Origin of the sequence: Bacillus sp. L381 (assembly GCF_030284525.1) — a bacterium.
GTDB lineage: Bacteria > Bacillota > Bacilli > Bacillales > Bacillaceae > Bacillus > Bacillus amyloliquefaciens.
This window is the reverse complement of sequence record NZ_CP127224.1, coordinates 2,509,066-2,535,735: the sequence shown is the minus strand read 5'-3', so window position 1 is coordinate 2,535,735 and position 26,670 is coordinate 2,509,066. Positions and strand designations below refer to the sequence as shown.

Below are 26,670 nucleotides of genomic sequence, written 5' to 3'. Positions count from 1 at the left end.
CTCACACAGCGATGAATCCACGGGGGGTTTTTCCATTGGGCAAAAAATTGATGACGATCGCAGGCGTTTTAGCCGTGACGGCAAGCTTAACGGCATGCGGAGCAAATAATGCCATGAATGACGGACGCTACAATCAGACAACACGTCCGGTCGGGTATTATTCAAATGATAATGATAACGGCAGACGCCAGTACGGCATGGACCATCAAGGACCTGTTTCCGAAATGATGGAAAACCGAAACGGCCGCCGAAATACGACAAACGTGTCTGACCAAAATACGCCGAATAACGGGGTTCCGTTAACAACGGACGGCACATACAACGGCCGCAACGTCAATACGCCGCCGGCCGCGATGTCTTATAATGGGTATGACAATGCCGAAAACATCAGAACGGCGGCAAAAATTGCAAACCGCGTGAAGAAAGTAAAAGGCGTTCAGGACAGTCAGGTCATCGTGACTGACACGAGAGTCGTCATTGCTGTCAGAACAAATCATCCATTTACGAAAAATAATGATAAACAAGTCAAGCATGCAGCCAAAAAATTCGCGGACGGCCGCACAATTAAAGTGTTTACCGATAACGCGACTTTTACAAAGCTTCAAGACATGAACAAAAACAGCCGTTAGACTTAGACTGCCGGATGATTCCATCCGGCAGTATTTTTTATCATTTCTTTACATATTTTTAAAACGCTCTTTATATTGTCCTGTTATCATAAAAGCAATATAAAATTGTAACGGAGGGGCCGGGATGAAAAAAACAGAGCATGACAATAGCTGCGGGACAAAAACCGTGTATCTGACTGTAAGAGGATACCGCCTCAAACTGACGCCCGGACAAATGAAATTGATTTCAGCCAGCCGGGCATAATCATCGGGGCAGCCTTCCATAGGAGGGCTGCTTTTTTTCGGCTGAAACAGACAATAGAAAGAAAACGATTAAGCACCGGCATCTTTGGTCAAACTAGCATCAAGAGTTTGATTGAATAAAGAGGTGTTATTGGTGAAACGAATTTGCGGTGTGCGTCTTTTGTTTATGCTTATCTTATCAGCAGCAGTCCTGATTTGCGGAGGAAACGCCGCATACGGGGCAGAGGTTGAGCATTACGGACCGCTTCGGGTGCATGTTCAGCTGGAAAAGGTCTATTTGGACGGTGATGTCGGCATTGAACATACGGATGAAACCGTTTTGGCGATGGAGGACTTTTGGGCCGCATATGCCGGCTGGACGCTCGTTGAGCAAAAAAAAGGCTTCGTCCTTTTCCGTAAGCATGTTGATGATATTTCTCCGCTCAGTAAAGTAAACGGTTATATCGGTGTCACAGACGGGGGCGTCATTTCCACTTTTCACGGCCGTCCCGGATCGCTGGCGGAACCGATCCAGTCTTTCTTCCAGATTGATTTAGAGCGGCTGGAAAGCCGATTGCAAAAGCACTTGGAACACGGTATACCATACAGGACAAAAGCGGAGTTTGAGAGCGTGATCGATCATATTAAGACTTACAGCGGCTGACTTTGACGCAAGACATGTTACACATGTCTTTTTTTTCTGAATGAAAGGTGTCAAAGCGAACATACGTTAACTTTTCTATAAGACTTTGGCTGTTTTTGTGTTACAATGATAAGCAGTCAAAGAGGTGAATAGGTGTGATTGAATTCGTGAAGGGGACGATTGATTATGTATCTCCCCAATACATCGTGATTGAAAACGGCGGGATCGGCTATCAGGTCTTCACTCCGAATCCGTTTATTTATAAGGTAAGCAATCAAGAGACCATTTTTACGTATCATCATATAAAAGAAGACGCCTTTTCTTTGTACGGCTTTTCAACCCGGGAAGAAAAAGCGCTTTTCACAAAGCTGCTGAATGTCACCGGCATCGGTCCGAAAGGGGCGCTCGCCATTCTCGGTTCCGGTGATCCGGGAGCCGTCATCGAAGCGATCGAACAGGAAGATGAAGCCTTTTTGGTGAAATTTCCTGGTGTGGGCAAAAAAACGGCACGGCAGATTATTCTTGATTTGAAAGGCAAACTGGCCGATGTCGTGCCTGAAATGATTGACAACCTGTTCAATCATGAAGCGCGCATTGAAAAACAAGAGGCTGAAACGGCGCTTGATGAGGCGCTTGAAGCGCTCAGGGTTCTCGGCTACGCCGAAAAAGAAATTAAAAAAGTGCTTCCTCACTTAAAAGAGGAAACGGCGCTTTCAACAGACCAATATGTGAAAAAAGCATTGCAAAAATTATTAAAGTAAGGTGATGTTCATGGATGAACGGCTCGTTTCAAGTGAAGCAGACAGCCATGAATCAATAATCGAGCAAAGCCTCAGGCCGCAGAACCTCGCCCAGTACATCGGGCAGCAGAAGGTAAAAGAAAATCTGCGCGTGTTTATCGATGCGGCGAAAATGAGGCAGGAAACGCTTGACCACGTTCTTTTATACGGGCCTCCGGGTCTCGGAAAAACAACGCTTGCGTCTATCGTGGCCAATGAGATGGGTGTGGAGATGCGGACGACGTCAGGACCCGCTATCGAAAGACCGGGAGACTTGGCAGCCATTCTGACGGCGCTCGAACCCGGGGATGTGCTGTTTATAGACGAAATTCACAGGCTGAACCGGTCAATCGAAGAAGTGCTGTACCCGGCGATGGAGGATTTCTGCCTTGATATCGTCATTGGTAAAGGCCCGTCCGCCCGCTCCGTCCGCCTTGACCTTCCGCCTTTTACGCTGGTAGGGGCGACGACCAGGGTCGGCTTATTGACCGCGCCGCTCAGAGACCGGTTCGGGGTGCTGTCCCGCCTTGAATACTATACGAAGGAAGAACTGACAGATATCGTGTCAAGAACGGCTGAAGTATTCGAAGTTGAAATCGAAGAAGCCCCGGCTTTGGAAATCGCCAGACGGTCAAGGGGAACGCCGCGGGTTGCAAACCGGCTTCTCAGAAGGGTGAGAGATTTTGCCCAGGTGCTCGGCGACAGCCGCATCACGGAAGAAATCGCTCACGACGCGCTCGAACGTCTTCAAGTCGACGCGCTCGGCCTTGACCATATTGACCATAAGCTGCTGATGGGCATGATTGAAAAATTCAGCGGCGGTCCCGTCGGCCTTGATACGATTTCCGCGACAATCGGAGAAGAACCGCATACAATAGAAGATGTGTACGAACCGTATCTTCTTCAGATCGGATTTCTCCAAAGGACGCCGAGAGGACGGGTCGTGACCCCGGCTGTGTATGAGCATTTTCGATTGGAGGCACCCGCCTGTGACTGACTTTCCGAAGATTCTCATGGTTCTCGGTGCTGTTTTGCTTATTGCCGGCGCAGTCTGGCACTTTGTCGGAAGGCTGCCCGGAGATATTTTCGTTAAGAAGGGAAATGTCACATTTTTCTTTCCCGTTGTCACTTGTATTGTGATCAGTGTGATACTATCCATTCTGCTCAATTTTTTCGGCAGAATGAAATAACAATAGACAGAATAAAGGTGAAATGATGAAAGTCGATTTATTTGATTTTGAACTGCCTGAACGCCTCATTGCCCAAGTGCCGCTGAAAGAGCGTGACGCATCGCGTCTGATGGTGCTTGACAAACAGACGGGCGGACTGACGGACAGTTCATTTAAAGAGATTGTCAGCTTTTTTAAAGAAGGGGATTGTCTCGTTTTGAACAATACCCGTGTGCTGCCCGCCAGATTATTCGGCACAAAAGAAGATACGGGAGCGAAAGTGGAGCTCCTTTTATTAAAACAGGAAGAAAACGATACATGGGAAACGCTCGTAAAGCCGGCGAAACGCGTAAGAAAAGGTACGGTTCTGACATTTGGCGACGGCCGGCTGACAGCAGTCTGTACGGAGGAGCTTGATCATGGCGGCCGAAAAATAAAATTCCGGTATGACGGGATTTTTTATGAAGTGCTTGAATCTCTCGGTGAAATGCCGCTGCCTCCTTATATTAAAGAGCAGCTTGATGATAAAGAGCGGTATCAGACCGTCTTTTCAAAAGAAATCGGTTCTGCCGCCGCCCCGACGGCCGGACTTCATTTTACGGAAGAGATTCTGGACGAGCTGAAGCAAAAGGGCGTGCGGATTGAATTTATCACCCTTCACGTGGGGCTCGGCACTTTCCGCCCAGTCAGTGCAGATGATGTGGAAGAGCATAACATGCATGCGGAATTTTATGAAATGACGGAAGAAACCGCCGCCTCTTTAAATGAGGTCAGAAAGGCGGGCGGGCGCATCGTGTCGGTCGGAACGACATCAACGCGCACCCTTGAAACCATTGCCGGCGAGCATGACGGCGTATTCACCGCTTCAAGCGGCTGGACGTCCATCTTCATTTATCCGGGATATGAATTTAAAGCGATTGACGGCATGATCACTAATTTTCATCTGCCGAAATCCTCGCTTATCATGCTTGTTTCTGCGCTTGCCGGCAGAGAGCATGTGCTTTCCGCCTACCGTCATGCGGTAGAAGAGGAATACCGTTTCTTCAGCTTTGGCGACGCCATGCTGATTATCTAATTTGAATGACAGGAGGCCTCATACAAAGTGGCTGAACAACCGATACGTTATGAATTTATAAAGGAATGTAAACAAACGGGAGCGCGTCTGGGCAGAGTTCATACGCCCCACGGCTCCTTTGAGACGCCTGTATTTATGCCGGTCGGCACGCTTGCTACGGTGAAAACGATGTCTCCGGACGAGCTGAAATCTATGGATGCGGGTATTATTTTAAGCAATACGTACCATTTATGGCTCCGCCCGGGACATGACATCGTAAAAGAAGCAGGCGGTCTTCATCAGTTTATGAACTGGGACCGCGCGATTTTAACGGATTCCGGCGGTTTTCAGGTCTTTTCATTGAGCAAGTTTCGTAATATAGAAGAAGAAGGCGTTCATTTCCGCAATCACTTAAACGGAGACAAGCTGTTTTTATCTCCGGAAAAAGCGATGGAAATTCAAAACGCCCTCGGTTCCGATATCATGATGGCGTTTGATGAATGCCCTCCGTACCCGGCAGAGTATGATTACATGAAGCGCTCTGTGGAACGGACCAGCCGCTGGGCCGAACGCTGCCTGAAGGCGCACGGACGCTCTGATGAGCAAGGGCTGTTCGGAATCGTACAGGGCGGAGAGTACGAAGACTTGCGGACACAAAGTGCCAAAGACTTGGTTTCGCTTGATTTTCCGGGCTATGCCATAGGCGGATTATCTGTCGGCGAGCCGAAGCACGTCATGAACAGAGTGCTTGAGTTTACAACTCCGCTTTTACCGAAGGACAAGCCGAGATATTTAATGGGTGTGGGTTCACCGGATGCCTTAATTGACGGCGCCATCCGCGGCGTTGATATGTTTGACTGCGTGCTGCCGACCCGGATTGCCCGAAACGGCACGGTGTTCACGAGTGAAGGGCGCCTGAATATGAAAAATGCCAAATATGAGCGCGATTTCCGTCCGATTGACGAAGAGTGCAGCTGCCATACATGCAAAAATTACTCCCGCGCTTACATCAGACATTTGATCCGCTGTAATGAAACGTTTGGAATTCGATTAACAACTTACCATAACCTTCATTTTCTGTTACACTTAATGGAGCAGGTCAGACAAGCTATCCGGGAGGATCGTCTTGGTGATTTCCGAGAAGAGTTCTTTGAGCGTTACGGCTATAATAAGCCAAATGCGAAAAGCTTCTAAATAAAAACCATTTTTGAAAGGAGGGAAACAGATGGGTACTTTAGGCACAATCGTTCCTATTATTTTAATGTTTGCAGTGCTTTATTTCCTGCTCATCCGTCCGCAACAAAAGCAGCAGAAGGCTGTGCGCCAGATGCAGGAAGAGCTGAAAAAAGGAGATTCAGTGGTGACAATCGGAGGATTGCACGGCACTGTTGATTCAATTGATGAGAGCAAGGTCGTCATTAAAACAGGTGATAACACCCGTTTAACTTTTGACCGTCGCGCAATCAGAGAAGCTTCCGCTGAGTAACAGCGAAGCTCATACATACTAAAAAAGAGCGGAGAATCCGCTCTTTTTTTATTACGCTGATCTGCTTCCTTTCAAATTCACTCCGAAAATGCCGCCCAGCATACTGACTCCCAAAAAGCCGAGGTGAAACAAAAGCTGACCGGATGTAAACGTTTTTCCGAACCCTAAATATTGAAACAGCAAGATGATTAACGAGAAACAAACGGCGGTTAACGCTCCGATCATCCAGCCTTTTTCTTTCGCTTTGCCGCCGGAAATAAAACCGCCCGCAAATAAAGATAGAAAAGAAAGCGCGGTGATCAGCCAGCTGAAAGATGACTCTTCCATTGAGGTGACCGTCAGTAACAGTGAAATCGCCAAACTCGTCAGCAGCATCACTGCAAAGATAGCCACTAAGCCGTACAAGACGCCTTTTCCCACTTGTTTCGTTTCTTCCATTTTTATCTCCTCCCCGCCCTGCGGCCTGACATATGACAAGCCGGAGCCTGTCTTTTTCTAAATGTATTCTCTGAATGTTCGGATTAGACGTAAAAGCATCATGTTCAGCTCATTTCTTACATAAAACAGAGCGGATGGCAAATGCTATGACCGTTGGAGGTGCGATATGGGAGATATTTTCATTATTACGTTTCGTACGATAGTGCTTTATATCATCATTCTTGTGATTTTCAGGCTGATGGGAAAGCGGGAAATCGGAGAGCTGAGCATTTTGGATTTTGTCGTTTCCATTATGATTGCTGAGATAGCGGTTTTGGCAATTGAAAATGTAGAGGATCAGCTTTTGCATACCATTGTGCCGATTGTCATTTTAATGATTATTCAGGTAAGCCTTGCTTTTGTCTCGCTCAAAAGCCAAAAAATACGGCAGCTGCTTGACGGCAAGCCAACCACTATCATTAAGCAGGGAAAAATCGACGAACGGGCGATGAGATCACAGCGCTACAATTTTGACGACCTTCTGATGCAGCTGAGGGAAAATAACATCGAAAGAATTTCTGACGTGTCATACGCCGTTTTAGAGTCATCAGGAAAACTGTCAATCGTCAAAAAGAAAAACAATAAGGATAAGCAGCTGGAAACGCCGCTCATCGTCGATGGAGTCGTTCAAAACGAGCATTTAGACAGAATCGGGAAAGACAAACACTGGCTCGAAAAAAATTTAGCAAAAAGAGGATATCGCGATCTTTCGGAAATATCATTCTGCACGTTTACAGACGGGGCTTTTTTTATTGATATCAAAAATGAAAAAGAGGAGCCTTAAACCGGACTCACCGCATTACAAACCGGCCGATGACCGGAATCCGGATCAGCTCCTCCCTTTTAATCAGTCTGAATATCAGCAGAAGCACAATGTACAGTATCACGGTCATTGCAATCCATCCTGTGAGATTAACAGCCTCTGACCCTGAAAAATGAACGGCGTGCTTTATAATGCGGCTCACATAACCGCAAATGAATATGACGGCAAAGCAGAGCGCGTATTCTTTTATTTTAATGCTGATCGGGAGCACTTTGCTTACAGTGGCCGCATGCAGCAGGGTGACGAGGACCATTCCCGTCACAATCGCCAATGCCGCGCCCATAATGCCGAGCGAAGGCCTGGTCGCCAGCACAAAAATAAGGCCTGTTTTAACAGCGGCTCCGATAAAACTGTTCATCATGGCGGCCCCGGCTAAATTAAGCGCCTGCAGCACCGCTTGAAGGGGCCCCTGAAAATAATAAAGCAGAAAAAACGGCGCCATCACTTTAATAAATACCGCCGCATTAGTTGATCCGTACATGACGGACATCAGCTCATCAGCGAAAGAGAATAAAATAACCACTGAAATGCCCCCGCTTAAAAGACACAGCCTCATCGCCTGTTCCAGACGGTATTCGACAACTTGCAGCTTTTTTTGCTCCATTCCTTCACTGATCGCAGGAACAAGCGCCGTTGACAGAGAATAGGTTATAAAGCTGGGCAGCGTCAAAACCGTCATGGCAAAACCGGTCAGCTCCCCGTACTGGCTGGTGGCAGCAGCGGTGGCCACTCCTGCAATCGCAAGGCTCTGCGCGACGACAATAGGCTCAAAAAACCAAGACAAGTTTCCGATGAAGCGGCTTCCGGTTGTCGGAAGCGATACGCTCATCAGCTGGCGAAAAGTTTCTTTTCCATTTGCAATCGACTTAAAAAATTGTTTTCTGATTCTGATTGTTTTTTTTGCTTTGAAACAAATGAATAAATAAATAAGAGAGGCGAGCTCCCCGATGACAGACGAAATCATGGCTCCGGCCGCGGCATATTCAATTCCGTACGGCAGAAACACCGTCGTGCAGACCGCTACAAGTGAAATCCGCACAATCTGTTCAAGCACTTGTGAAAACGCCAGCGGGTTCATATTCTGCCTGCCCTGAAAATAACCGCGCAGCACGCTGGAGATTGCGATAATCGGCACGACGGGCGTAATCGCCAAAAGCGGGTAAACCGTGCGTTGATCAGTCAGCATCGTTTCGGCCATAATCGGCGCAAAGCATAAAAACAGCGGCGTGAAGATGAGACTTAATATCCCGGTGATGGTAAGCGACATCACTAAAATATGTTTCATTTTTTCCCGGTCCCCCCGGGCGCTTGCTTCAGCGACAAGCTTGCTGATGGCAACAGGGAGGCCGAATTGGGTCAAAGTGGTGGCCAAGAAAAATGTCGGGGCAGCCATCATGTACAATCCGACCCCTTCTTCACCGATAAACCGGGCGATGACCACCCGGTTGACAAAGCCGAGCATTCTTGTAATCATCCCGGCTGCGATGAGAATAAGAGTGCCCCTTAAAAAAGTCTGTTTTGCCATTTTACAACCCCTGCCTTCTCAAACTACCTGGAATCATATACAATAAGGATATGCGCCGATGTCGTCCGAGCATGACAAGTCTTCGAGAAAAAGGGAAAAAGGGAAAAAGGAGCGAGCGCCCAGTGGAGAAACATCCCGCCGAAATGTATAAAGATCATTTGCGGCCTTTTTTGTACAGTAAACTTGAAGAGTTCAAAATCCTCGGATACGATGATGTTGAACATGAGAGTTTATGGTCATACCTAATACATAAAAAGTGGAAAAAGAAAACAGAACTGCCGCTGTATGAATTGGCCGGCGATATTTTATCAGTTAAAATTGGCGATTTTATGAACTATGCAACCGTCGAAGCTTTTAAGTCGTCTAATTGGCTGGAAAGCGATGAAGGTCAGGAAGCTTTGGATGAACTGCTGAGACAATGATTTGACGGCATAGGTTTAAGGAGGAAATACATAATGAAAAAAGGACGCTTGATTGCGTTTTTCCTGATCGTATTATTGATCGGCACAGGGCTGGGGTATTTTACAAAGCCGGCTGCCAATAATATTACGTTAGGATTGGATTTGCGCGGCGGGTTTGAAGTTCTGTACGATGTGCAGCCCGTCAAAAAAGGCGATAAAATCACAAAAGACGTGCTTGTCAGCACGGTGCAGGCGCTGAACCGCCGGGCTAACGTTCTCGGCGTAAGCGAGCCGAACATTCAGATTGAAGGGAACAACCGCATCCGCGTACAGCTTGCGGGCGTCACGAATCAGAACAGGGCACGCGAAATTCTGTCAACGGAAGCGCAGCTCTCGTTCAGAGACACGAATGATAAAGAGCTGTTAAACGGCTCTGATCTCGTGGAAAACGGAGCGAAGCAAACTTTCGATCCGACGACGAACGAACCGATTGTCAGCGTGAAGCTGAAGGATGCGGACAAGTTCGGAGAAGTGACGAAAAAAGTCAAGAAAATGGCGCCTAATAATCAGCTCGTCATCTGGCTTGATTATCAAAAAGGCGATTCATTTAAAAAAGAAGTCGGCAAAAAACATCCGAAATATGTATCCGCTCCGAATGTGAGCCAGGAATTAAATACGAAGGATGTCACAATTGAAGGCCAGTTCACCGTTCAAAAGGCAAAGGACTTGGCCAATATTTTAAACGCGGGCGCGCTGCCTGTGAAACTGACCGAAAAATACTCTACTTCAGTAGGGGCGCAATTCGGACAGCAGGCTTTACATGATACGGTAGAGGCCGGCATCATCGGGATTGCACTTGTTTTCTTATTTATGCTGCTTTATTACAGACTGCCGGGTCTCATTGCGGTTATCACGCTTTCTGTATATGTGTATATTACGCTTCAAGTGTTTGACTGGATGCAGGCGGTGCTGACGCTTCCGGGTATCGCGGCGCTCATTTTGGGTGTCGGGATGGCGGTTGACGCCAACATCATCACCTATGAACGGATAAAAGAAGAGCTGAAACTCGGCAAATCCGTCCGCTCGGCTTTCCGTTCAGGGAACAGACGGTCATTTGCGACGATTTTCGATGCGAATATCACAACAATCATCGCAGCGGTCGTGCTCTTTATTTTCGGGACAAGCTCTGTAAAAGGGTTTGCGACGATGCTGATTTTGTCAATTCTGACAAGCTTTATTACAGCTGTCTTCCTTTCAAGATTCCTGCTCTCTCTTCTTGTGGAAAGCAGATGGCTTGACCGGAAAAAAGGCTGGTTCGGCGTCAAGAAAAAACATATTATGGACATCCAGAAAACAGATGAAAATACTGAACCGCATACGGCGTTCCAAAAATGGGATTTCACGAGCAAGCGAAAATACTTCTTTATTTTCTCAAGCGCTGTAACCATTGCGGGAATTATCATCTTACTGATCTTTAAACTCAACTTGGGAATCGATTTTGCAAGCGGCGCGCGGATTGACGTGCAGAGCAATCATGCCTTGACGGCGCAGCAGGTTGAAAAAGACTTTGACTCTCTCGGCATGGATCCGGAAAACATCGTACTCTCAGGTAAAGAGAACCATGTTGCCGCGGCCCGGTTTGTCGGAGAGCCATCTAAAGAAAAGATCGCTGAAATCAAAACGTACTTTAAGGACAAATACGGAGCTGAACCGAACGTCAGCACGGTATCGCCGACAGTCGGAAAAGAACTGGCCCGTAACGCCTTATACGCCGTGGCAATTGCTTCACTCGGCATCATTATTTATGTGTCAATACGTTTCGAGTACAGAATGGCTGTCGCCGCAATTGTATCCCTGCTGTATGACGCTTTCTTTATCATCGCGTTTTTCAGCATCACAAGGCTGGAGGTTGACGTAACCTTTATCGCCGCTGTTCTCACCATTATCGGTTACTCGATAAATGATACGATCGTTACATTTGACCGGATACGCGAGCAGATGAAAAAACGCAAGCCGAAGTCATTTGCCGATCTGGAACACATCGTGAATCTGAGCTTGCAGCAAACCTTTACACGCTCGATTAATACGGTCTTAACCGTAGTGATTGTTGTCGTCGTGCTGCTCATTTTAGGCTCATCGTCAATTACAAACTTCTCCGTCGCCTTATTGATCGGTTTATTGACGGGTGTTTATTCTTCTCTTTACATCGCCGCACAGATGTGGCTTGTATGGAAAGGAAAAGAATTCAAATCGAAAAAATCAATCGAAGAGTAAAGGGAAACAGGCTGTCTTGCAGAAGACAGCCTGTTTTTTCAGGCTGCATTGAACTTAAAACCTGCATTTGCTATAATGACATACGCTTACATAATCAATCATCACTGTAAAAACATGTAGGAGGGTTCTTATGAACATTCGTGAGTCGGAGCTTCCGGGCATCGGCCAGAAAGTCGAAGTCATTACGAAAAATCGCGATAAAATCAGTATTATTCTTCATGATGACGGCAGAAGAGAGCTCTATTACTTCGATGAGAATGATCATGACGAGTGCTTGGCATCCGTTGAATTTAACGATGAAGAGGCGAGGCAGATCTCCGCTATTTTAGGGGGAATGACGTATAAACCGAAAGCGCTGGAATGTGTGGAAGTTGCGCTTGACGACCTCGTCATTGAGTGGTTTAAAGCCGAATCTCATGCACCGGCTGTCAGCCGCACAATCGGGGATTTGGATATCAAAGAACACTACAACGTCCAGGTAATTGCGATCGTGAAGAAAAACCGGCAAAAACAGCTGACCCCCGGCTTTGATACCGTGATTGATGAAGGGGACACCCTCGTCTTATCTGGGGAAAGAAGCGGATTGAAAAAGCTGGTCCGCGAGCAGTTAACGGCCCGGATGTCCTGAGCCTGGGGTTTACCCGCAGGAAAATGAGGGAAAAGATAAGAATTAATAAGTGGGGGCTGACGCATGAATAAACAATGGACTATTATATTCGCTTTATTATTTACTCTGATTGTCGCCATTTTTGCTGTCATTAACGTGCGGGCGGTTGAGGTTGATTATCTGTTCGGAACCGCTGAATGGCCGCTGATTTTAGTCATTTTAGGCTCTGTGTTAATGGGGGCGCTGATCGTGTTTTCAGCCGGTATATTTCAAGTGATGAAGCTGAAGCGCGAAATTAAGATGCTGCGGAAAGAAAACAGATCCGCCGCTGAATTGCCGGCTGATCCGGACGGCAGAAAACCAGCCGCGCCGCCGGAAGAAATGCTGGAAGAGAAAAAAGGATCAGAATAACATTTGAAACCCCTCAGTCCGCTCTAGTATAATAGGGTGGTTGAGGGGTGAATTTATGTTAGCGTCAAAAATGCGCTGGGAAATCCAGCAGCCGGATAAGGAAAAGGTCAAATCACTCACAGAACAATTGGACATAACACCTCTTGTGGCATCGCTGCTTGTAAAAAGAGGTTTTGATACTGCCGAAAGTGCAAGGCTGTTTTTACATACAAAGGATGCAGACTTTTATGACCCGTATGAATTAAAGGGAATGCGGGAAGCAGTTGATCGGATAAAGCTGGCGGTTTCCCGCGGGGAACCGATTATGATTTACGGAGATTACGATGCAGACGGCGTTACAAGCACGTCAGTGATGCTGACGGCGCTCAGACAGCTGTCAGCGAACGTTGACTTTTATATTCCCGACCGTTTCACAGAAGGCTACGGCCCGAATGAACAAGCTTTCCGCTCCATAAAAGAGCGGGGATTTTCACTTATCATTACAGTGGATACGGGTATCGCCGCCGTTCATGAAGCTGAAGTCGCAAAAGAGCTCGGTTTAGACGTCATTATTACCGACCACCATGAGCCGGGACCCGAGCTTCCTGACGTATTTGCGATTATCCACCCGAAGCAGCCGGGCTGCAGCTATCCGTTTAAAGAATTGGCCGGCGTCGGTGTAGCGTTTAAGCTTGCCCACGCGCTTACGGGTTCTTTGCCGGAAGCTATGCTGGACTTGGCGGCGATCGGTACGGTTGCTGATCTGGTGCCCCTGCATGATGAAAACAGATTAATAGCGTCGCTTGGGATCGAAAGGCTTCGGACGACAAATCGGCCGGGTCTCAAAGCTCTGATTAAGCTTTCCGGCGGCGATATCGGACAAGCTGATGAGGAAACGATCGGGTTTCAGGTCGCACCGAGGCTGAATGCCGTCGGAAGAATAGAACAGGCTGATCCCGCCGTGCACCTGTTGATGACCGATGACCAGTTTGAAGCGGAGGAGCTGGCTTCGGATATTGACCGGCTGAATAAAGAGCGGCAGAAAATGGTGAAAACCATGACCGAAGAGGCTGTTGAAATGGTTCAGCAGCAAGGCGGAAACCCTTCTGCCATTGTCGTGGCAAAAGCAGGCTGGAATCCGGGGGTTGTCGGTATTGTCGCATCGAAGCTGGCTGAACGCTTTTACCGGCCCGCTGTCGTGCTGGGGATTGATGAGGAGCAGGGAATCGCCAAAGGGTCGGCGCGAAGCATCAGAGGCTTTAACCTTTTTACGAGCCTATCACAGTGCAGAGACATTCTTCCTCATTTCGGCGGACATCCGATGGCCGCAGGAATGACTTTGAAGGCTGAAGATGTGGCGGATTTAAGGGACCGGCTGAATCAAATGGCTGAAGAAACCCTTACCGAAGAGGATTTTATCCCCGTTCAGGAGGTTGATCTTGTCTGCGGCGTCGAAGACATCACCGTTGAAAGCATTACAGAATTGAATATGCTGTCGCCGTTCGGCATGCTTAACCCTAAACCTCATGTGATGGTGGAAAACGCCGTGCTTGATGAAGTGCGGCTGATCGGAGCAAATAAAAATCACGTGAAAATGACGGTGAAAAATGATTCCGCCGTTCTCGACTGCGTCGGCTTTAACAAAGGAGAGCTTGAAGCCGGGATTGTTCCCGGATCAACGATTTCCATTGTCGGCGAGATGTCTATTAATGAATGGAACAACAGAAAAAAACCCCAGCTGATGATTAAAGATGCTGCGGTGCCGGAATGGCAGCTTTTTGATATCAGGGGCAAGCGGACGTGGGAAGACACGGTCACTGCGCTGCCTAAGGAAAAACGGGTGCTCATCAGCTTTAACGAAAAAACCGCCCAAAAGCTCCGTGCCGAGCTTTCGGGTGAGCTGGCTGAAATCACGTCGGAATCCGAAGCGGAAGCTCTTCCGCTTGACGGAAAGTATGCCGTTTTTCTGGATGTGCCGCCGTCAGCGGACCGCCTCCAGCGTATGCTTGACGGGAAGAGGCCGGAACGGATTTATTTTGTTTTTATTAATCATGAAGAACATTTCCTGTCCTCATTTCCATCGCGGAATGACTTCAAGTGGTTTTACGCATTTCTCTTGAAAAGGGGCACTTTTGACTTAGGCAGGCATGGTTCAGAGCTTGCAAGACACAGAGGATGGTCAATTGACACAATCAATTTCATGACAAAGGTGTTTTTTGATCTCGGTTTTGTTAAAATAGAAGATGGTGTGCTGTCTGTCGTGAGCGGCGCGAAAAAACGCGACCTCGCAGATTCGCAAACCTATCAGGTAAAACAGCAGCTGATGGAATTAGACCAGAAGCTCAATTATTCCGCAGCCCATGAGCTGAAGGAATGGCTGAATAAGCTGATGAACCAAGGTTCAGAGGCTTATGAAAGTACGAGGAGGACATAGAACAGATGGATCTTAAAAAATACGTAACAATTGTGCCCGATTACCCGAAAGAAGGCGTGCAATTTAAAGATATTACGACATTGATGGACAAGGGCGACGTATACCGTTACGCGACTGACCAAATTGTTGAATATGCAAAAGAAAAAGAAATTGATTTAGTTGTCGGGCCTGAAGCGCGCGGCTTCATTATCGGCTGTCCGGTCGCATATGCGCTCGGAGTCGGCTTTGCACCGGTTCGGAAAGAAGGAAAACTTCCGCGTGAGGTCATTAAAGTCGATTACGGTTTGGAGTACGGCAAAGACGTACTGACGATTCATAAAGATGCGATCCTGCCGGGACAGCGCGTTCTGATTACTGATGACTTATTGGCAACAGGCGGAACGATCGAAGCAACGATTAAGCTTGTGGAAGAGCTTGGCGGCGTCGTAGCCGGTATTGCGTTTTTAATTGAGCTTTCTTACCTTGACGGCAGAGCAAAGCTTGACGATTACGATATTTTAACACTAATGAAATATTAACCGCATATGGAAAAAAGCACTCGTGTCAGGGTGCTTTTTTCCTATTATTTCATCATCCTGACAGATTCTTTAGGTGTTTTGAACTTCTGCCCTTTACATCTCTCGTTTTTTTCTTGATAATAAACTAATACAGTTTACATTTAAAAAAGGTGATTCCATGGCGAACGAACAAGTATTGACTGCCGAGCAAGTAATAGATAAAGCGCGCACTTATCTGCCGGAGGAGCAGATTGCGTTTGTTGAGAAAGCTTACCTGTATGCGCAAGACGCGCATCGCGAACAGTACCGCAAATCAGGTGAGCCGTACATCATTCATCCGATTCAGGTGGCGGGAATCCTCGTGGATCTGGAAATGGACCCTTCCACGATTGCGGGCGGATTTCTGCATGACGTGGTCGAGGACACGGATGTCACCCTCGATGACCTGAAGGAAGCATTTTCTGAAGAAGTGGCGATGCTTGTCGACGGTGTAACGAAGCTCGGTAAAATTAAGTATAAATCTCAAGAGGAGCAGCAGGCGGAAAACCATCGAAAAATGTTTGTCGCTATGGCTCAGGATATCAGAGTCATATTGATCAAGCTGGCGGATCGCCTTCATAATATGCGGACGTTAAAACATCTTCCGCAGGAAAAGCAGCGGAGAATTTCAAATGAGACGCTGGAAATTTTCGCTCCGCTGGCCCATCGGCTCGGGATTTCTAAAATCAAATGGGAGCTTGAAGACACCGCTCTCCGTTATTTGAATCCTCAGCAATATTACAGAATCGTTAACCTCATGAAGAAAAAGCGCGCGGAACGCGAACTTTATGTCGAAGAGGTTGTCAATGAAGTGAAAAAACGCGTCGAAGAAGTGAATATCAAAGCGGACTTTTCAGGCCGTCCGAAGCACATCTACAGCATTTACCGCAAGATGGCGCTGCAAAATAAACAGTTCAATGAAATATATGATCTGCTCGCCGTCCGTATTCTTGTCGGAAGCATTAAAGACTGCTACGCCGTACTCGGCATTATTCATACGTGCTGGAAGCCGATGCCGGGCAGATTCAAAGATTATATTGCGATGCCTAAGCCTAATATGTATCAGTCTCTGCATACGACCGTAATCGGGCCTAAAGGCGATCCGCTGGAAGTGCAGATCAGAACGTTTGAGATGCATGAGATCGCTGAATACGGGGTGGCTGCACACTGGGCATATAAAGAAGGCAAGGCTGCAAACGAAGAAGCGACATTTGAGAAAAAACTGTCCTGGTTCCGCGAAATTCTGGAATTCCAAAACGAATCTACCGATGCGGAAGAATTTATGGAATCGCTGAAAATCGATTTATTTTCTGACATGGTATACGTATTTACGCCAAAAGGCGATGTCATTGAACTGCCGTCAGGCTCTGTACCGATTGATTTTTCCTATAGGATTCATTCGGAGATCGGCAACAAAACAATCGGAGCGAAAGTCAACGGGAAAATGGTGACGCTTGACCATAAGCTCCGGACGGGCGACATCGTCGAAATCCTGACGTCCAAGCATTCATACGGTCCGAGTCAAGACTGGGTCAAACTCGCACAGACGTCACAGGCGAAACACAAAATCCGCCAATTTTTCAAGAAACAGCGCCGTGAAGAAAACGTCGAAAAAGGCCGTGAGCTAGTCGAAAAAGAAATTAAAAATCTTGATTTTGAAGTGAAGGATGTTTTAACGCTCGAAAACCTTCAAAAGGTTGCCGACAAGTTCAATTTCTCAAATGAAGAGGATATGTACGCGGCGGTCGGGTATAACGGGATTACCGCTTTGCAGGTGGCCAACAGGCTCACCGAAAAAGAACGGAAGCTGCGTGATCAGGAAGAGCAGGAAAAAATCGTTCAGGAAGTCACTTCCGAGCCGAAACAGTATCCGCAAGGGAGAAAACGGGAAGCAGGTGTGCGCGTGAAAGGTATCGACAACCTTCTCGTCCGTTTGTCGAAATGCTGCAACCCGGTGCCAGGCGATCATATTGTCGGTTTTATTACAAAAGGGCGCGGTGTATCCGTTCACCGTGATGACTGTCCGAACGTAAAAACGAATGAAGCGCAGGAACGTTTGATCCCTGTTGAATGGGAGCATGAATCACAGGTTCAAAGACGCAAAGAATATAACGTTGAGATTGAGATTCTGGGGTATGACCGTCTCGGGCTGTTAAATGAAGTGCTTCAGGCCGTAAATGAAACGAAAACCAACATCTCGTCTGTCTCGGGCAAATCCGACCGCAATAAAGTCGCTACGATTCATATGGCGATTTTTATTCAAAACATCAATCATCTGCATAAAGTGGTCGAGCGGATTAAGCAGATCAGAGACATATATTCAGTCCGCCGGGTAATGAACTAAAAGGAGCTTGCTATGAAATTAGTTGTTCAGCGTGTAACAGATGCAAGTGTGACAGTTGACGGCGCTGTCGCCGGCCGGATCGGTCCCGGCATTATGGCGCTTGTCGGCGTCACTCATGAAGATACAGAGGAAGATGCCGCTTATTTGGCGGATAAAATCGTGAATCTCCGGATTTTTGATGACGAAAGCGGCAAGATGAATTTATCGCTTTTGGATACAGGCGGAGAGATTTTATCAGTTTCCCAGTTTACGCTTTACGGCGAAACGAAGAAAGGGAGGCGCCCGAATTTTATGAATGCGGCGAAACCGGATCAGGCTCTGCTCCTTTATGAAAAGTGGAACGAACTTCTTCGCGAAAAGGGAGTCAAAGTGGAAACCGGAATATTCGGGGCCATGATGGATGTTCAGCTGACGAATTCCGGGCCCGTTACATTGATTATGGATTCTAAACAATAAAAAAAGCTGCCGTTTGGCAGCTTTTTTTATGATTGAAAATAATGTTCCAATCCGCTTTCAATTCCGTCTGTCACTTTTTCCTGGTAAGAGCCGCTATGTATGATTGTTTCTTCTTGCGGTTGACTGAGATAGCCGAGCTCATACAGCATGGCAGGCCGTTTATTTTCTCTCAGGACGTAATAATCTCCAAACAGAACGCCGCGATCGGGGATAGGCGAACGCTTCACTACTTCAGAATGGACGTCTGAGGCAAGCTGCCGGTCTTTAGACGGACTGTAATAATAAGCGGTGCTTCCTCTTGTTGACGTATCGGCATAGCTGTCATAGTGGATGCTGATAAAGGCATCCGCATTCCTGTAATGAGAGGTTGAAACCCTGGCCTGCAGGCTGATAAATGTATCATCCTGTCTTGTGATATACACGTTTGCACCAGCCGCTCTCAATTTTCCGGCCAGCAGCTTAGCGGTTTTAATCGTTACGTTTTTTTCAAACTTTCCGGAGTAGCCGATCGTTCCGCTGTCTTTACCTCCGTGTCCGGGATCAACGACGATCGTTTTATTTTTAAGTGAGCCGCTGCCGCCTGACGTGTTGGGAGAAGGTGCTTCTCCTGTTTCTTCACCGCTTTTAGACGTTTGCACGACCCAGTTTGCCACATATGCCGTTTGTCCGTTTTCCAGCCGGACTTCATACCATTTGCCGCTTGAGCCGACAATCGGATAGGCTGAGCCTTTATCCGCTCTTTTTACGATAGAAGCGGAAGTCGAGGCTGAGCTCCTTAAGTTGGTGCCGCCGTAAACGATATACGCTTTTTTCGAGGTGTCTGAGCCGTCTCCCGAACCGGATGCGCTGTCCGATGAGTCAGAATCCTTTATGATGTAATGGCTTGCTGCCCAGCCTCTTTGCCCGTTTGCTTCAATTTTCAGCCAGCCGTGGTCTTCGCTTAAGATGGAAACCTTTGTTCCGCGTGATAATTTAGTCATAATGGCTGAATCATGTGACGCTGCACTTCTGACATTCAATGAAGAAACGCCGACGGTCCCGTTCTTTGAACCGCTTTGGGACGAATTTGCTTTCGTATCCGATCCGCCGCTGTCCGCGGTGACGTATTCGGAAGAAACCCATCCGGTTGTGCCTTGATAAGAAATGTTCACCCATCCGCTGTTCTTGTCCAGCATGGATGCATGTGCGCCTTGCGGAAACTTGCCGATGACTTCATATGATGTCCCCGGGCCTTTTCTGATGCGGAGGTCAGGGTCGGTGGAAGTGACCGTTCCGCTTTTTGCGGATGCATTGTCTGCTCCCCCGGCTGTTTTTGATATCAGCCAGGAAACGACCCATCCGGTTTTACCGGGGCTCAGCTGAAGCTGTACCCAGTCTCCCTCTTCCTTGAGGACGGGGTATCTTTCCCCTTTTTTTACTTCAGCCTTAATTCCGTAGCTCAGGCCGGGACCGCCTCTGACATTGATCTTGTCTGTCGCGATGACCGCTTCTCCCTCTGCGGCGACTGCGGTGTGGAATGACGGAAGAAGCGCTGTGATGATGACGCCGCATAAAATAAGAACAAGAGTTTTCTTATTCATGGCTGTCCTCCTTTCTGAACTAACTAAAATACATTCTTGTATAATATCGTATTTTCCTTGCTGAATGTTAAATAAAAATAAATTAGTTTGTTTATACTAGTCATAAATTCAGCGAAAAGGTGTGCAAATCATGAAATTTCAACCAAAAATGGGACGGGCGCTGCATGATGCGGAAGGAAATCTTCAGTTCAGTGATCAGAGCGATAGAGAGAAGGACGGTTTTCTTGAAGAGACGGCAACGGAGTTCGGTCTCTTATCGAAAGAAGCGGTCGCAAGGAAAAACAGACGGAATAAAACTTGACAGGGGCGTGCAATCCCATTATTATAATAGAAATTGATGTACATAAGTCATGATAACGATTTTGAACCGATAATGGAGAAGAGTAGGTCAGAATGCATGGAGAAGAGAGGAACCGTCCTGGGCTGAAAGCGGATCCGCACTGCATCTTTCTCGAAACAACACTCCGGAGGTTCCCTGCTGAACGCTTTGCCGGTAAAGGGCATCAGTCATTAGGCAGCGGACGTGAACCTGCGTTAACGGTCAGAGCGGGGATGCTTCGGCATTCCAACTAGGGTGGCACCACGGGTATAACTCTCGTCCCTACTATACATGTATAGTAGGGGCGGGAGTTTTTTTATTTCATGTTTTAATGAAGAAAGACATTAAGGAGGCCTGTAACATGGCATATCACATTCCAAGAGGCACACAGGACATACTGCCGGGTGAATCAGACAGATGGCAGTTCGTCGAACAAATTATGAGAGAGACGTGCCGCGCTTATCAATATAAAGAAATCCGCACGCCGATCTTCGAACATACGGAATTATTCGCAAGAGGCGTCGGTGAGTCTACAGATATCGTACAGAAAGAAATGTACACTTTTGAAGACCGTAAAGGGAGAAGCCTGACGCTTCGGCCGGAAGGAACGGCCGCTGCAGTACGCGCGTTCAATGAAAATAAATTATTTGCGAATCCGGTGCAGCCGACGAAGCTGTATTATGTCGGACCGATGTTCCGTTATGAACGTCCGCAGACGGGGCGCTTCCGTCAATTCTATCAATTCGGAATTGAAGCGATCGGCTCCAAAGATCCGGCCGTGGATGCAGAAGTCATCGCGCTTGCAATGAGTATTTACCGTAAAGCCGGTTTGAAAAATGTCAAGCTTGTTCTGAACAGCCTGGGCGACCAGGACAGCCGCAAAGCCTACCGGGAAGCGCTCGTCAAACATTTTGAACCGCGTATCGGAGAATTTTGCTCAGACTGCCAGTCACGGCTGCAAACAAACCCGCTCAGAATTCTTGATTGCAAGAAAGACAGAGAGCATGAGCTGATGAAAACGGCTCCGTCAATTCTTGATTACTTAAATGAAGAATCAGCCGCTTATTTCCAAAAGGTGCAGCAGTACATCACGGCGCTCGGCATTCCGTTTGAAATTGATCCGAACCTTGTCAGAGGGCTTGATTACTACAACCATACCGCTTTTGAAATCATGAGCAATGCGGAAGGCTTCGGAGCGATTACAACCCTTGCCGGAGGCGGCCGCTATGACGGTCTTGTCGAACAGATCGGCGGACCGGAAGCGCCGGGTATCGGATTTGCGATGAGCATCGAACGTCTGCTGGCAGCCATTGACGCTGAGAAAACAGAGCTTCCTGTCAATCAGGGGATTGACTGCTACATCGTGACGCTCGGAGAAAAAGCGAAGGATTATTCCGTTTCTCTCGTGTACAAACTGAGAGAAGCGGGCATCTCAAGTGAAATCGATTATGAAAACAAAAAAATGAAGGGCCAATTCAAAACGGCTGACCGTCTCGGCGCGCGCTTTATTGCGATTTTAGGGGAAGATGAACTCGCCCAAAATAAAATCAATGTAAAAGATGCGGAAACAGGAGAGCAGCGTGAAGTGGTGTTAGACGAGCTGATACAAGTGTTAAAGGCAGACCAAAAGCAGTGAAGGAGAGGAACGCTATGTTTGGAAGAACCTATTATTGTGGCGAGATAACTGAAAAAGCAATTGGCGAAACCGTCAAATTGAAAGGATGGGTGCAGAAACGGCGTGATCTCGGCGGCTTGATTTTTATTGATTTACGCGACCGTTCGGGTATTGTGCAAGTCGTGTTCAACCCTGACGTATCGAAAGAAGCCCTTGCCGCGGCAGAAGCAATCAGAAACGAATATGTGCTTGATATCGAAGGCACGGTTTCTGCCCGTGAAGAAGGCACGGTGAATCCCAACCTGAAAACCGGTAAAATTGAAATTAAAGCCGAAGCAGTGACGGTGCTCAGCACGGCGAAAACACCGCCGTTTCCGATCAGTGACCAGGCGGCTGACGTTTCAGAAGACGTCCGGTTAAAACACCGCTATTTGGATTTGCGCCGCCCGGCGATGTTTCAAACATTGCAAATGCGCCATCAAGTCACAAAATCCATCCGCCATTTCTTGGATGAAAACGGATTTCTTGATATTGAAACACCGATTTTAACAAAAAGCTCACCAGAAGGCGCCCGTGATTACTTAGTGCCGAGCCGGGTGCATGAAGGGGAATTTTACGCTCTTCCGCAATCGCCGCAGATTTTTAAACAGCTTCTGATGGTGTCGGGCTTTGAACGGTATTATCAAGTGGCCCGCTGTTTCCGCGATGAAGACTTGCGTGCCGACCGCCAGCCGGAATTTACGCAGATCGATATCGAAATGTCCTTTATGAGTCAAGAAGACATCATGGCTCTGGCCGAAGAGATGATGGCGAAAGTCATGCTCGAAACAAAAGGCGTCGAAGTATCGCTTCCGCTTGCGCGAATGACATATGAAGAAGCGATGAACAGCTACGGCTCCGACAAGCCTGACACCCGCTTCGGCATGCTGCTGACGGACGTATCAGACATTGTGAAAGATACTGAGTTTAAAGTGTTCTCATCAGCCGTTGCCAACGGCGGTGTTGTAAAAGCGATCAATGTCAAAGGCGCTGCCGGCGACTATTCCAGAAAAGATATTGATGCGCTCGGCGTTTTTGCCGGAAATTACGGTGCGAAAGGCCTCGCTTGGGTGAAAGTTGAAGCTGACGGCGTAAAAGGTCCGATTGCGAAATTCTTTGATGATGAGAAGCAGGCAAAACTGGCAGAAGCGCTTGATGCTTCTGAAGGCGACCTGCTCCTGTTCGGCGCTGATAAGTTTGAGGTTGTGGCCCAATCCCTCGGCGCGCTTCGCTTAAAGCTCGGTAAAGAACGCGGCCTGATTGACGAAAGCCTCTTCAACTTCCTGTGGGTTGTGGACTGGCCGTTACTGGAGCATGACGAGGAAGAAGGCCGTTTCTATGCGGCTCACCATCCGTTTACAATGCCTGTCCGTGAAGATCTTGACCTGATTGAAACGGCGCCTGAGGATATGAAAGCGCAGGCTTACGACCTTGTCTTAAACGGCTATGAACTCGGCGGAGGCTCAATCCGTATTTTTGAGAAAGATGTTCAGGAAAAAATGTTCGGGCTTCTCGGCTTTACAAAAGAAGAAGCGGAGGAGGAGTTCGGATACCTTCTCGAAGCTTTTGAATACGGCGCCCCTCCGCACGGCGGAATTGCGCTCGGCTTAGACCGTTTGGTTATGCTTCTTGCGGGCCGCACAAACTTAAGAGATACGATCGCTTTCCCGAAAACGGCAAGCGCAAGCTGCCTTCTTACGGAAGCGCCCGGCGAAGTGAGCGACGCCCAGCTTGAAGAACTTCACCTTTCTGTCAAAAGAAAAGTGAAACAGTAAAGATCAGCAGTTTGTTTCTTGAAAATCAAAATCTGCTGTGATATGATTTTGACAAGTTAAATAAAGTCCTGATGTGTTAGTTGTACACCTAGTTTTGACCGAACATTTTTTTGATTTGGGAGCCCGTATTTTTAAATGGCGTACATGCCTCTTTTCATTCGGTAAAGGGGACTTACAAAATTTAAAAAAGGGCACCCACCTGCTGAGAGCGGGTTCAAAACGAAGGAAAGCTGCAACGGCACAATTGGGACTTTATTTTTTGTGCGCTAAAACAGCGGCTTCTGACAAGCCGAGTTTATAAAACCAGAATGTGGAGTGAGGTTCTTGTTACATCAGTTTTCCAGAAATGAGCTAGCGATTGGAAAAGAAGGGCTGGACACGTTAAAAAACAGCACGGTGGCCGTTCTCGGCGTCGGCGGAGTCGGTTCATTCGCAGCCGAAGCATTGGCGAGGTCCGGAGTGGGACGGATCGTGCTTGTCGATAAAGATGATGTTGACATTACAAATGTAAACCGCCAGCTGCATGCGCTCTTGTCGACGGTGGGGCAGCCAAAAACGGACTTGATGAAAGCGCGGATCGCGGATATAAATCCGGATTGTGACGTCGTTGCCTTAAAAATGTTTTATACGGAAGAGACGTATGAGCAGTTCTTTGAGTATCCGCTCGATTACGTCATTGACGCGTCGGATACGATTCATTATAAAATTCATCTGATGAAAGAATGTCTGAAACGGGATGTTCCGCTGATTTCGAGCATGGGAGCGGCGAATAAAACAGACCCGACACGCTTTCAGATTGCTGATATTTCAAAAACCCATACTGATCCGATTGCCAAAGTCGTCCGTACTAGACTTCGCAAAGAGGGCATTAAAAAAGGCGTTCAGGTCATTTTTTCTGATGAAAGCCCGATCGTCATCCGTGAAGATGTCAGAAAAGAAGTCGGGAATGACGAAGCGAAAATCCGCAAAGCGCAAATGCCGCCGTCTTCCAACGCCTGGGTTCCGTCAGTGGCCGGTCTGATCATGGGCGGACATGTCATTATGGAGCTCTTAAAGGATATTGACATTAAACGGGTTAAAGATAAATAAAAAGAAAAACAGCCTTCTTCAGGAAAGGCTGTTTTTTATTTGAATAAAGCCGCCGTTCACACGAATGGCCGGCCGGTATAAAAAAAGACAAGAACACATTGGGTGTCCTTGCCGATTATTTCTTCTGTTTCATCAGTTTTTCATACACTTGTTTTATGGCGGCTTCAAATTTCCCCGTTTGTTTCGGTTTATAGTATTGTTTGTTTTTTAACGGATCAGGCAAATATTGCTGTTCGACCCATCCGTTCTCGAAATCGTGAGGATATTGATAGCCGATTCCGCGACCGAGCTCTTGGGCTCCTTTATAGTGAGCGTCTTTTAAATGTTTCGGCACATCGCCGATTTTACCCGATCTGATATCTTTGAGCGCTTCATCAACGGCTGAGATGGCGGAGTTTGATTTTGGCGAGAGGCATAATTCGATTACCGCATTCGCCAGCGGAATTCTCGCCTCGGGAAAGCCGATCCGCTCTGCGGTCTGAATCGCGCCCAGCACCCGGGGGCCTGCCTGCGGGCTTGCAAGGCCGATATCTTCATAGGCGATCACGAGAAGCCTTCTGGAAATGCTTTCAAGATCGCCGGCTTCGATCAGTCGGGCCAAATAATGCAGTGCGGCGTTTGCGTCTGAGCCGCGGATTGATTTTTGGAATGCCGATAAGACGTCATAATGCGCATCTCCGTCTTTATCATGGGTATAGCTTTTTTTCTGCAGACATTCTTCCGCTGTTTCCCGCGTAATGCGGATCGTGCCGTCACTTGATTCCTTTGTGGAAAGCACGGCAAGCTCCAGTGCATTCAAAGCGGAGCGGACGTCCCCTCCGCACCCTTGCGCGAAATGATCCATCGCGTCGTCGTCCACCGAAACACTGTAGGAACCGAGTCCCCGGTGTTCATCTGTGAGCGCTCTTCTCAATGCCTGCTTGATCAGATCCGGTGTTAACGGTTCGAGTTCGAATATCTGGGTACGGCTTCTGATGGCCGGGTTAATGGCATGATAAGGATTGGCGGTGGTCGCGCCGATTAAAATAATCATGCCGTTTTCTAAATAGGGCAGCAGAAAATCCTGCTTCCCCTTATCAAGCCTGTGCACTTCATCAAGTATTAAGATGACCTGGCCTGACATTTTCGCTTCCTGTACGACAATTTCCATGTCTTTTTTATTATGAATGACGGCATTCAATTTTCTGAATGCGATGCTTGTCGATCCTGCGATCGCTGTGGCGATGGACGTTTTTCCGATGCCCGGCGGTCCGTACAGGATCATGGATGATAGGTGCTTTGCGCGCACCATTCTGCCGATGATTTTATCTTCTTTGACCAAATGTTCCTGGCCGATAATGTCTTCGATATTGGCAGGCCGCATCCGATACGCCAATGGTTTCATGAACATCTCTCCTTACATATACAGGGTAACGGAAAACGGACGATTAGAAAAGCGAATTGCGGCGGGCCCCGTGTTTCAATGAAAATTAGGATAAGTTATGTTATAATAACAGTTGGTCTATAAGATACTAAACTGATTATTCATATCCATTTACTTGTATAAATTAACAATTAGAATTGACTGGGGTGTTCATATTGAAAATATCGACAAAGGGAAGATACGGGCTCACCATTATGATTGAATTGGCGAAAAAGCACGGAGAAGGTCCGACGTCGCTCAAAAGCATCGCCCAAACAAACAGCCTTTCTGAGCATTACTTGGAACAGCTTGTATCACCGCTCAGAAACGCGGGACTCGTAAAAAGCATCAGAGGCGCTTACGGCGGTTACGTGCTCGGCGGCCAGCCAGAAGAGATAACGGCCGGAGATATTATCAGAGTGCTGGAAGGCCCGATCAGTCCAGTAGAAGTGCTTGAGGATGAAGAGCCTGCCAAGCGGGAGTTATGGATCCGCATCCGGGACGCCGTAAAAGACGTGCTGGACAGCACGACGTTAGAAGACCTTGCGAGCTACACGGACGGTGAGCAGGAAGCTTATATGTTCTATATTTAAACCAGAGGT

At 47.6% G+C, this 26,670-nt stretch carries 27 protein-coding genes, 1 other RNA gene and 1 other annotated feature; of the genes, 24 read left to right on the top strand and 4 right to left on the bottom strand.

Annotated elements, in window-relative coordinates:
- Nucleotides 1-35: 35 nt before the first annotated feature.
- From QRX25_RS12935 to yajC, 9 genes are all read left to right on the top strand, one after another.
- Nucleotides 36-629, top strand: a complete 594-nt coding sequence (locus QRX25_RS12935) for a YhcN/YlaJ family sporulation lipoprotein (protein WP_065981978.1) — start codon at nt 36-38, stop codon at nt 627-629.
- Nucleotides 630-753: 124 nt separating this feature from the next.
- Nucleotides 754-873 (top strand): hypothetical protein, encoded by a 120-nt coding sequence (locus tag QRX25_RS19845; protein ID WP_373925702.1) that lies wholly within the window; start codon nt 754-756, stop codon nt 871-873.
- A gap of 165 nt (nt 874-1,038) precedes the next feature.
- A complete protein-coding gene (bofC, locus tag QRX25_RS12930; RefSeq protein ID WP_038463270.1) occupies nt 1,039-1,515 on the top strand; it encodes a sporulation cell-cell signaling protein BofC in 477 nt (158 codons plus the stop codon).
- A 134-nt stretch (nt 1,516-1,649) separates the two neighbouring features.
- On the top strand, nt 1,650-2,255 hold the full coding sequence (ruvA, locus tag QRX25_RS12925; RefSeq protein WP_003152683.1) for a Holliday junction branch migration protein RuvA: 606 nt from the start codon (nt 1,650-1,652) through the stop codon (nt 2,253-2,255).
- A gap of 10 nt (nt 2,256-2,265) precedes the next feature.
- Nucleotides 2,266-3,270 (top strand): Holliday junction branch migration DNA helicase RuvB, encoded by a 1,005-nt coding sequence (ruvB, locus tag QRX25_RS12920; RefSeq protein ID WP_065981977.1) that lies wholly within the window; start codon nt 2,266-2,268, stop codon nt 3,268-3,270.
- The gene (locus tag QRX25_RS12915) at nt 3,263-3,463 is read left to right on the top strand and encodes a DUF2905 domain-containing protein (RefSeq protein WP_065981976.1); all 201 of its coding nucleotides are present in this window, start codon (nt 3,263-3,265) and stop codon (nt 3,461-3,463) included. Before ruvB ends, QRX25_RS12915 begins: the two co-directional genes overlap by 8 nt.
- 25 nt (nt 3,464-3,488) lie before the next feature.
- Entirely contained in the window at nt 3,489-4,517 is a 1,029-nt protein-coding gene (queA, locus tag QRX25_RS12910) for a tRNA preQ1(34) S-adenosylmethionine ribosyltransferase-isomerase QueA (RefSeq protein WP_065522675.1), read from the top strand.
- 27 nt (nt 4,518-4,544) lie between these two features.
- Nucleotides 4,545-5,690: a tRNA guanosine(34) transglycosylase Tgt gene (tgt, locus tag QRX25_RS12905; protein ID WP_014472142.1), complete on the top strand. Its 1,146-nt coding sequence runs from the start codon at nt 4,545-4,547 to the stop codon at nt 5,688-5,690.
- 31 nt (nt 5,691-5,721) lie between these two features.
- Nucleotides 5,722-5,982: a preprotein translocase subunit YajC gene (yajC, locus tag QRX25_RS12900; RefSeq protein WP_003152695.1), complete on the top strand. Its 261-nt coding sequence runs from the start codon at nt 5,722-5,724 to the stop codon at nt 5,980-5,982.
- Between the two features lie 51 nt (nt 5,983-6,033).
- Here the strand turns inward: yajC and QRX25_RS12895 are convergent, their stop codons facing one another.
- Nucleotides 6,034-6,420 (bottom strand): TIGR04086 family membrane protein, encoded by a 387-nt coding sequence (locus QRX25_RS12895; protein ID WP_013353039.1) that lies wholly within the window; start codon nt 6,418-6,420, stop codon nt 6,034-6,036.
- Between the two features lie 166 nt (nt 6,421-6,586).
- On the opposite strand from QRX25_RS12895, the gene QRX25_RS12890 reads away from it, so the two are divergent.
- Complete coding sequence (locus QRX25_RS12890) at nt 6,587-7,243, top strand: DUF421 domain-containing protein (RefSeq protein ID WP_065981974.1); 657 nt, start codon at nt 6,587-6,589, stop codon at nt 7,241-7,243.
- Nucleotides 7,244-7,250: 7 nt separating this feature from the next.
- Here QRX25_RS12890 and spoVB read toward each other — a convergent pair whose 3' ends face one another.
- Complete coding sequence (spoVB, locus tag QRX25_RS12885; protein WP_065522677.1) at nt 7,251-8,807, bottom strand: stage V sporulation protein B; 1,557 nt, start codon at nt 8,805-8,807, stop codon at nt 7,251-7,253.
- Between the two features lie 122 nt (nt 8,808-8,929).
- Here spoVB and comN point away from each other — a divergent pair, with 122 nt between their 5' ends.
- From comN to dtd, 8 genes are all read left to right on the top strand, one after another.
- Nucleotides 8,930-9,229: a post-transcriptional regulator ComN gene (gene comN, locus QRX25_RS12880; RefSeq protein WP_115997697.1), complete on the top strand. Its 300-nt coding sequence runs from the start codon at nt 8,930-8,932 to the stop codon at nt 9,227-9,229.
- 33 nt (nt 9,230-9,262) lie between these two features.
- Nucleotides 9,263-11,482, top strand: coding sequence for a protein translocase subunit SecDF (secDF, locus tag QRX25_RS12875; RefSeq protein ID WP_115997696.1), 2,220 nt, complete (start codon nt 9,263-9,265; stop codon nt 11,480-11,482).
- Nucleotides 11,483-11,612: 130 nt separating this feature from the next.
- Complete coding sequence (locus tag QRX25_RS12870) at nt 11,613-12,110, top strand: cation:proton antiporter regulatory subunit (protein WP_115997695.1); 498 nt, start codon at nt 11,613-11,615, stop codon at nt 12,108-12,110.
- 63 nt (nt 12,111-12,173) lie between these two features.
- Nucleotides 12,174-12,500, top strand: coding sequence for a LapA family protein (locus QRX25_RS12865; RefSeq protein WP_115997694.1), 327 nt, complete (start codon nt 12,174-12,176; stop codon nt 12,498-12,500).
- 55 nt (nt 12,501-12,555) lie between these two features.
- Entirely contained in the window at nt 12,556-14,913 is a 2,358-nt protein-coding gene (recJ, locus tag QRX25_RS12860) for a single-stranded-DNA-specific exonuclease RecJ (RefSeq protein ID WP_115997693.1), read from the top strand.
- A 5-nt stretch (nt 14,914-14,918) separates the two neighbouring features.
- Nucleotides 14,919-15,431, top strand: a complete 513-nt coding sequence (locus QRX25_RS12855) for an adenine phosphoribosyltransferase (protein ID WP_013353031.1) — start codon at nt 14,919-14,921, stop codon at nt 15,429-15,431.
- Nucleotides 15,432-15,588: 157 nt separating this feature from the next.
- Nucleotides 15,589-17,793 carry a GTP diphosphokinase gene (gene relA, locus QRX25_RS12850; protein ID WP_065981967.1) on the top strand — a complete coding sequence of 735 codons (2,205 nt, stop codon included), beginning with the start codon at nt 15,589-15,591 and terminating at the stop codon, nt 17,791-17,793.
- Between the two features lie 12 nt (nt 17,794-17,805).
- Entirely contained in the window at nt 17,806-18,249 is a 444-nt protein-coding gene (gene dtd, locus QRX25_RS12845) for a D-aminoacyl-tRNA deacylase (RefSeq protein ID WP_013353029.1), read from the top strand.
- A gap of 26 nt (nt 18,250-18,275) precedes the next feature.
- Here dtd and QRX25_RS12840 read toward each other — a convergent pair whose 3' ends face one another.
- On the bottom strand, nt 18,276-19,829 hold the full coding sequence (locus QRX25_RS12840; RefSeq protein ID WP_115997692.1) for an N-acetylmuramoyl-L-alanine amidase family protein: 1,554 nt from the start codon (nt 19,827-19,829) through the stop codon (nt 18,276-18,278).
- 130 nt (nt 19,830-19,959) lie between these two features.
- Between QRX25_RS12840 and QRX25_RS12835 the strand changes: the two genes are divergently transcribed.
- From QRX25_RS12835 to QRX25_RS12815, 5 genes are all read left to right on the top strand, one after another.
- Nucleotides 19,960-20,130 (top strand): YrzK family protein, encoded by a 171-nt coding sequence (locus tag QRX25_RS12835; RefSeq protein ID WP_161957662.1) that lies wholly within the window; start codon nt 19,960-19,962, stop codon nt 20,128-20,130.
- A 60-nt stretch (nt 20,131-20,190) separates the two neighbouring features.
- Nucleotides 20,191-20,435 (top strand) — a binding site (T-box leader).
- Between the two features lie 74 nt (nt 20,436-20,509).
- A complete protein-coding gene (gene hisS / locus QRX25_RS12830; protein WP_065981965.1) occupies nt 20,510-21,784 on the top strand; it encodes a histidine--tRNA ligase in 1,275 nt (424 codons plus the stop codon).
- A 14-nt stretch (nt 21,785-21,798) separates the two neighbouring features.
- Nucleotides 21,799-23,577 (top strand): aspartate--tRNA ligase, encoded by a 1,779-nt coding sequence (gene aspS / locus QRX25_RS12825; protein ID WP_065981964.1) that lies wholly within the window; start codon nt 21,799-21,801, stop codon nt 23,575-23,577.
- A 62-nt stretch (nt 23,578-23,639) separates the two neighbouring features.
- Nucleotides 23,640-23,832: non-coding RNA, 6S RNA (gene ssrS / locus QRX25_RS12820), on the top strand.
- Between the two features lie 69 nt (nt 23,833-23,901).
- The gene (locus tag QRX25_RS12815) at nt 23,902-24,666 is read left to right on the top strand and encodes a tRNA threonylcarbamoyladenosine dehydratase (RefSeq protein ID WP_115997691.1); all 765 of its coding nucleotides are present in this window, start codon (nt 23,902-23,904) and stop codon (nt 24,664-24,666) included.
- A gap of 115 nt (nt 24,667-24,781) precedes the next feature.
- On the opposite strand, the gene QRX25_RS12810 is transcribed toward QRX25_RS12815, so the two are convergent.
- Nucleotides 24,782-26,050 carry a replication-associated recombination protein A gene (locus QRX25_RS12810; protein WP_065981963.1) on the bottom strand — a complete coding sequence of 423 codons (1,269 nt, stop codon included), beginning with the start codon at nt 26,048-26,050 and terminating at the stop codon, nt 24,782-24,784.
- Between the two features lie 194 nt (nt 26,051-26,244).
- Between QRX25_RS12810 and cymR the strand changes: the two genes are divergently transcribed.
- Complete coding sequence (cymR, locus tag QRX25_RS12805) at nt 26,245-26,661, top strand: cysteine metabolism transcriptional regulator CymR (RefSeq protein ID WP_013353022.1); 417 nt, start codon at nt 26,245-26,247, stop codon at nt 26,659-26,661.
- Nucleotides 26,662-26,670: the final 9 nt, after the last annotated feature.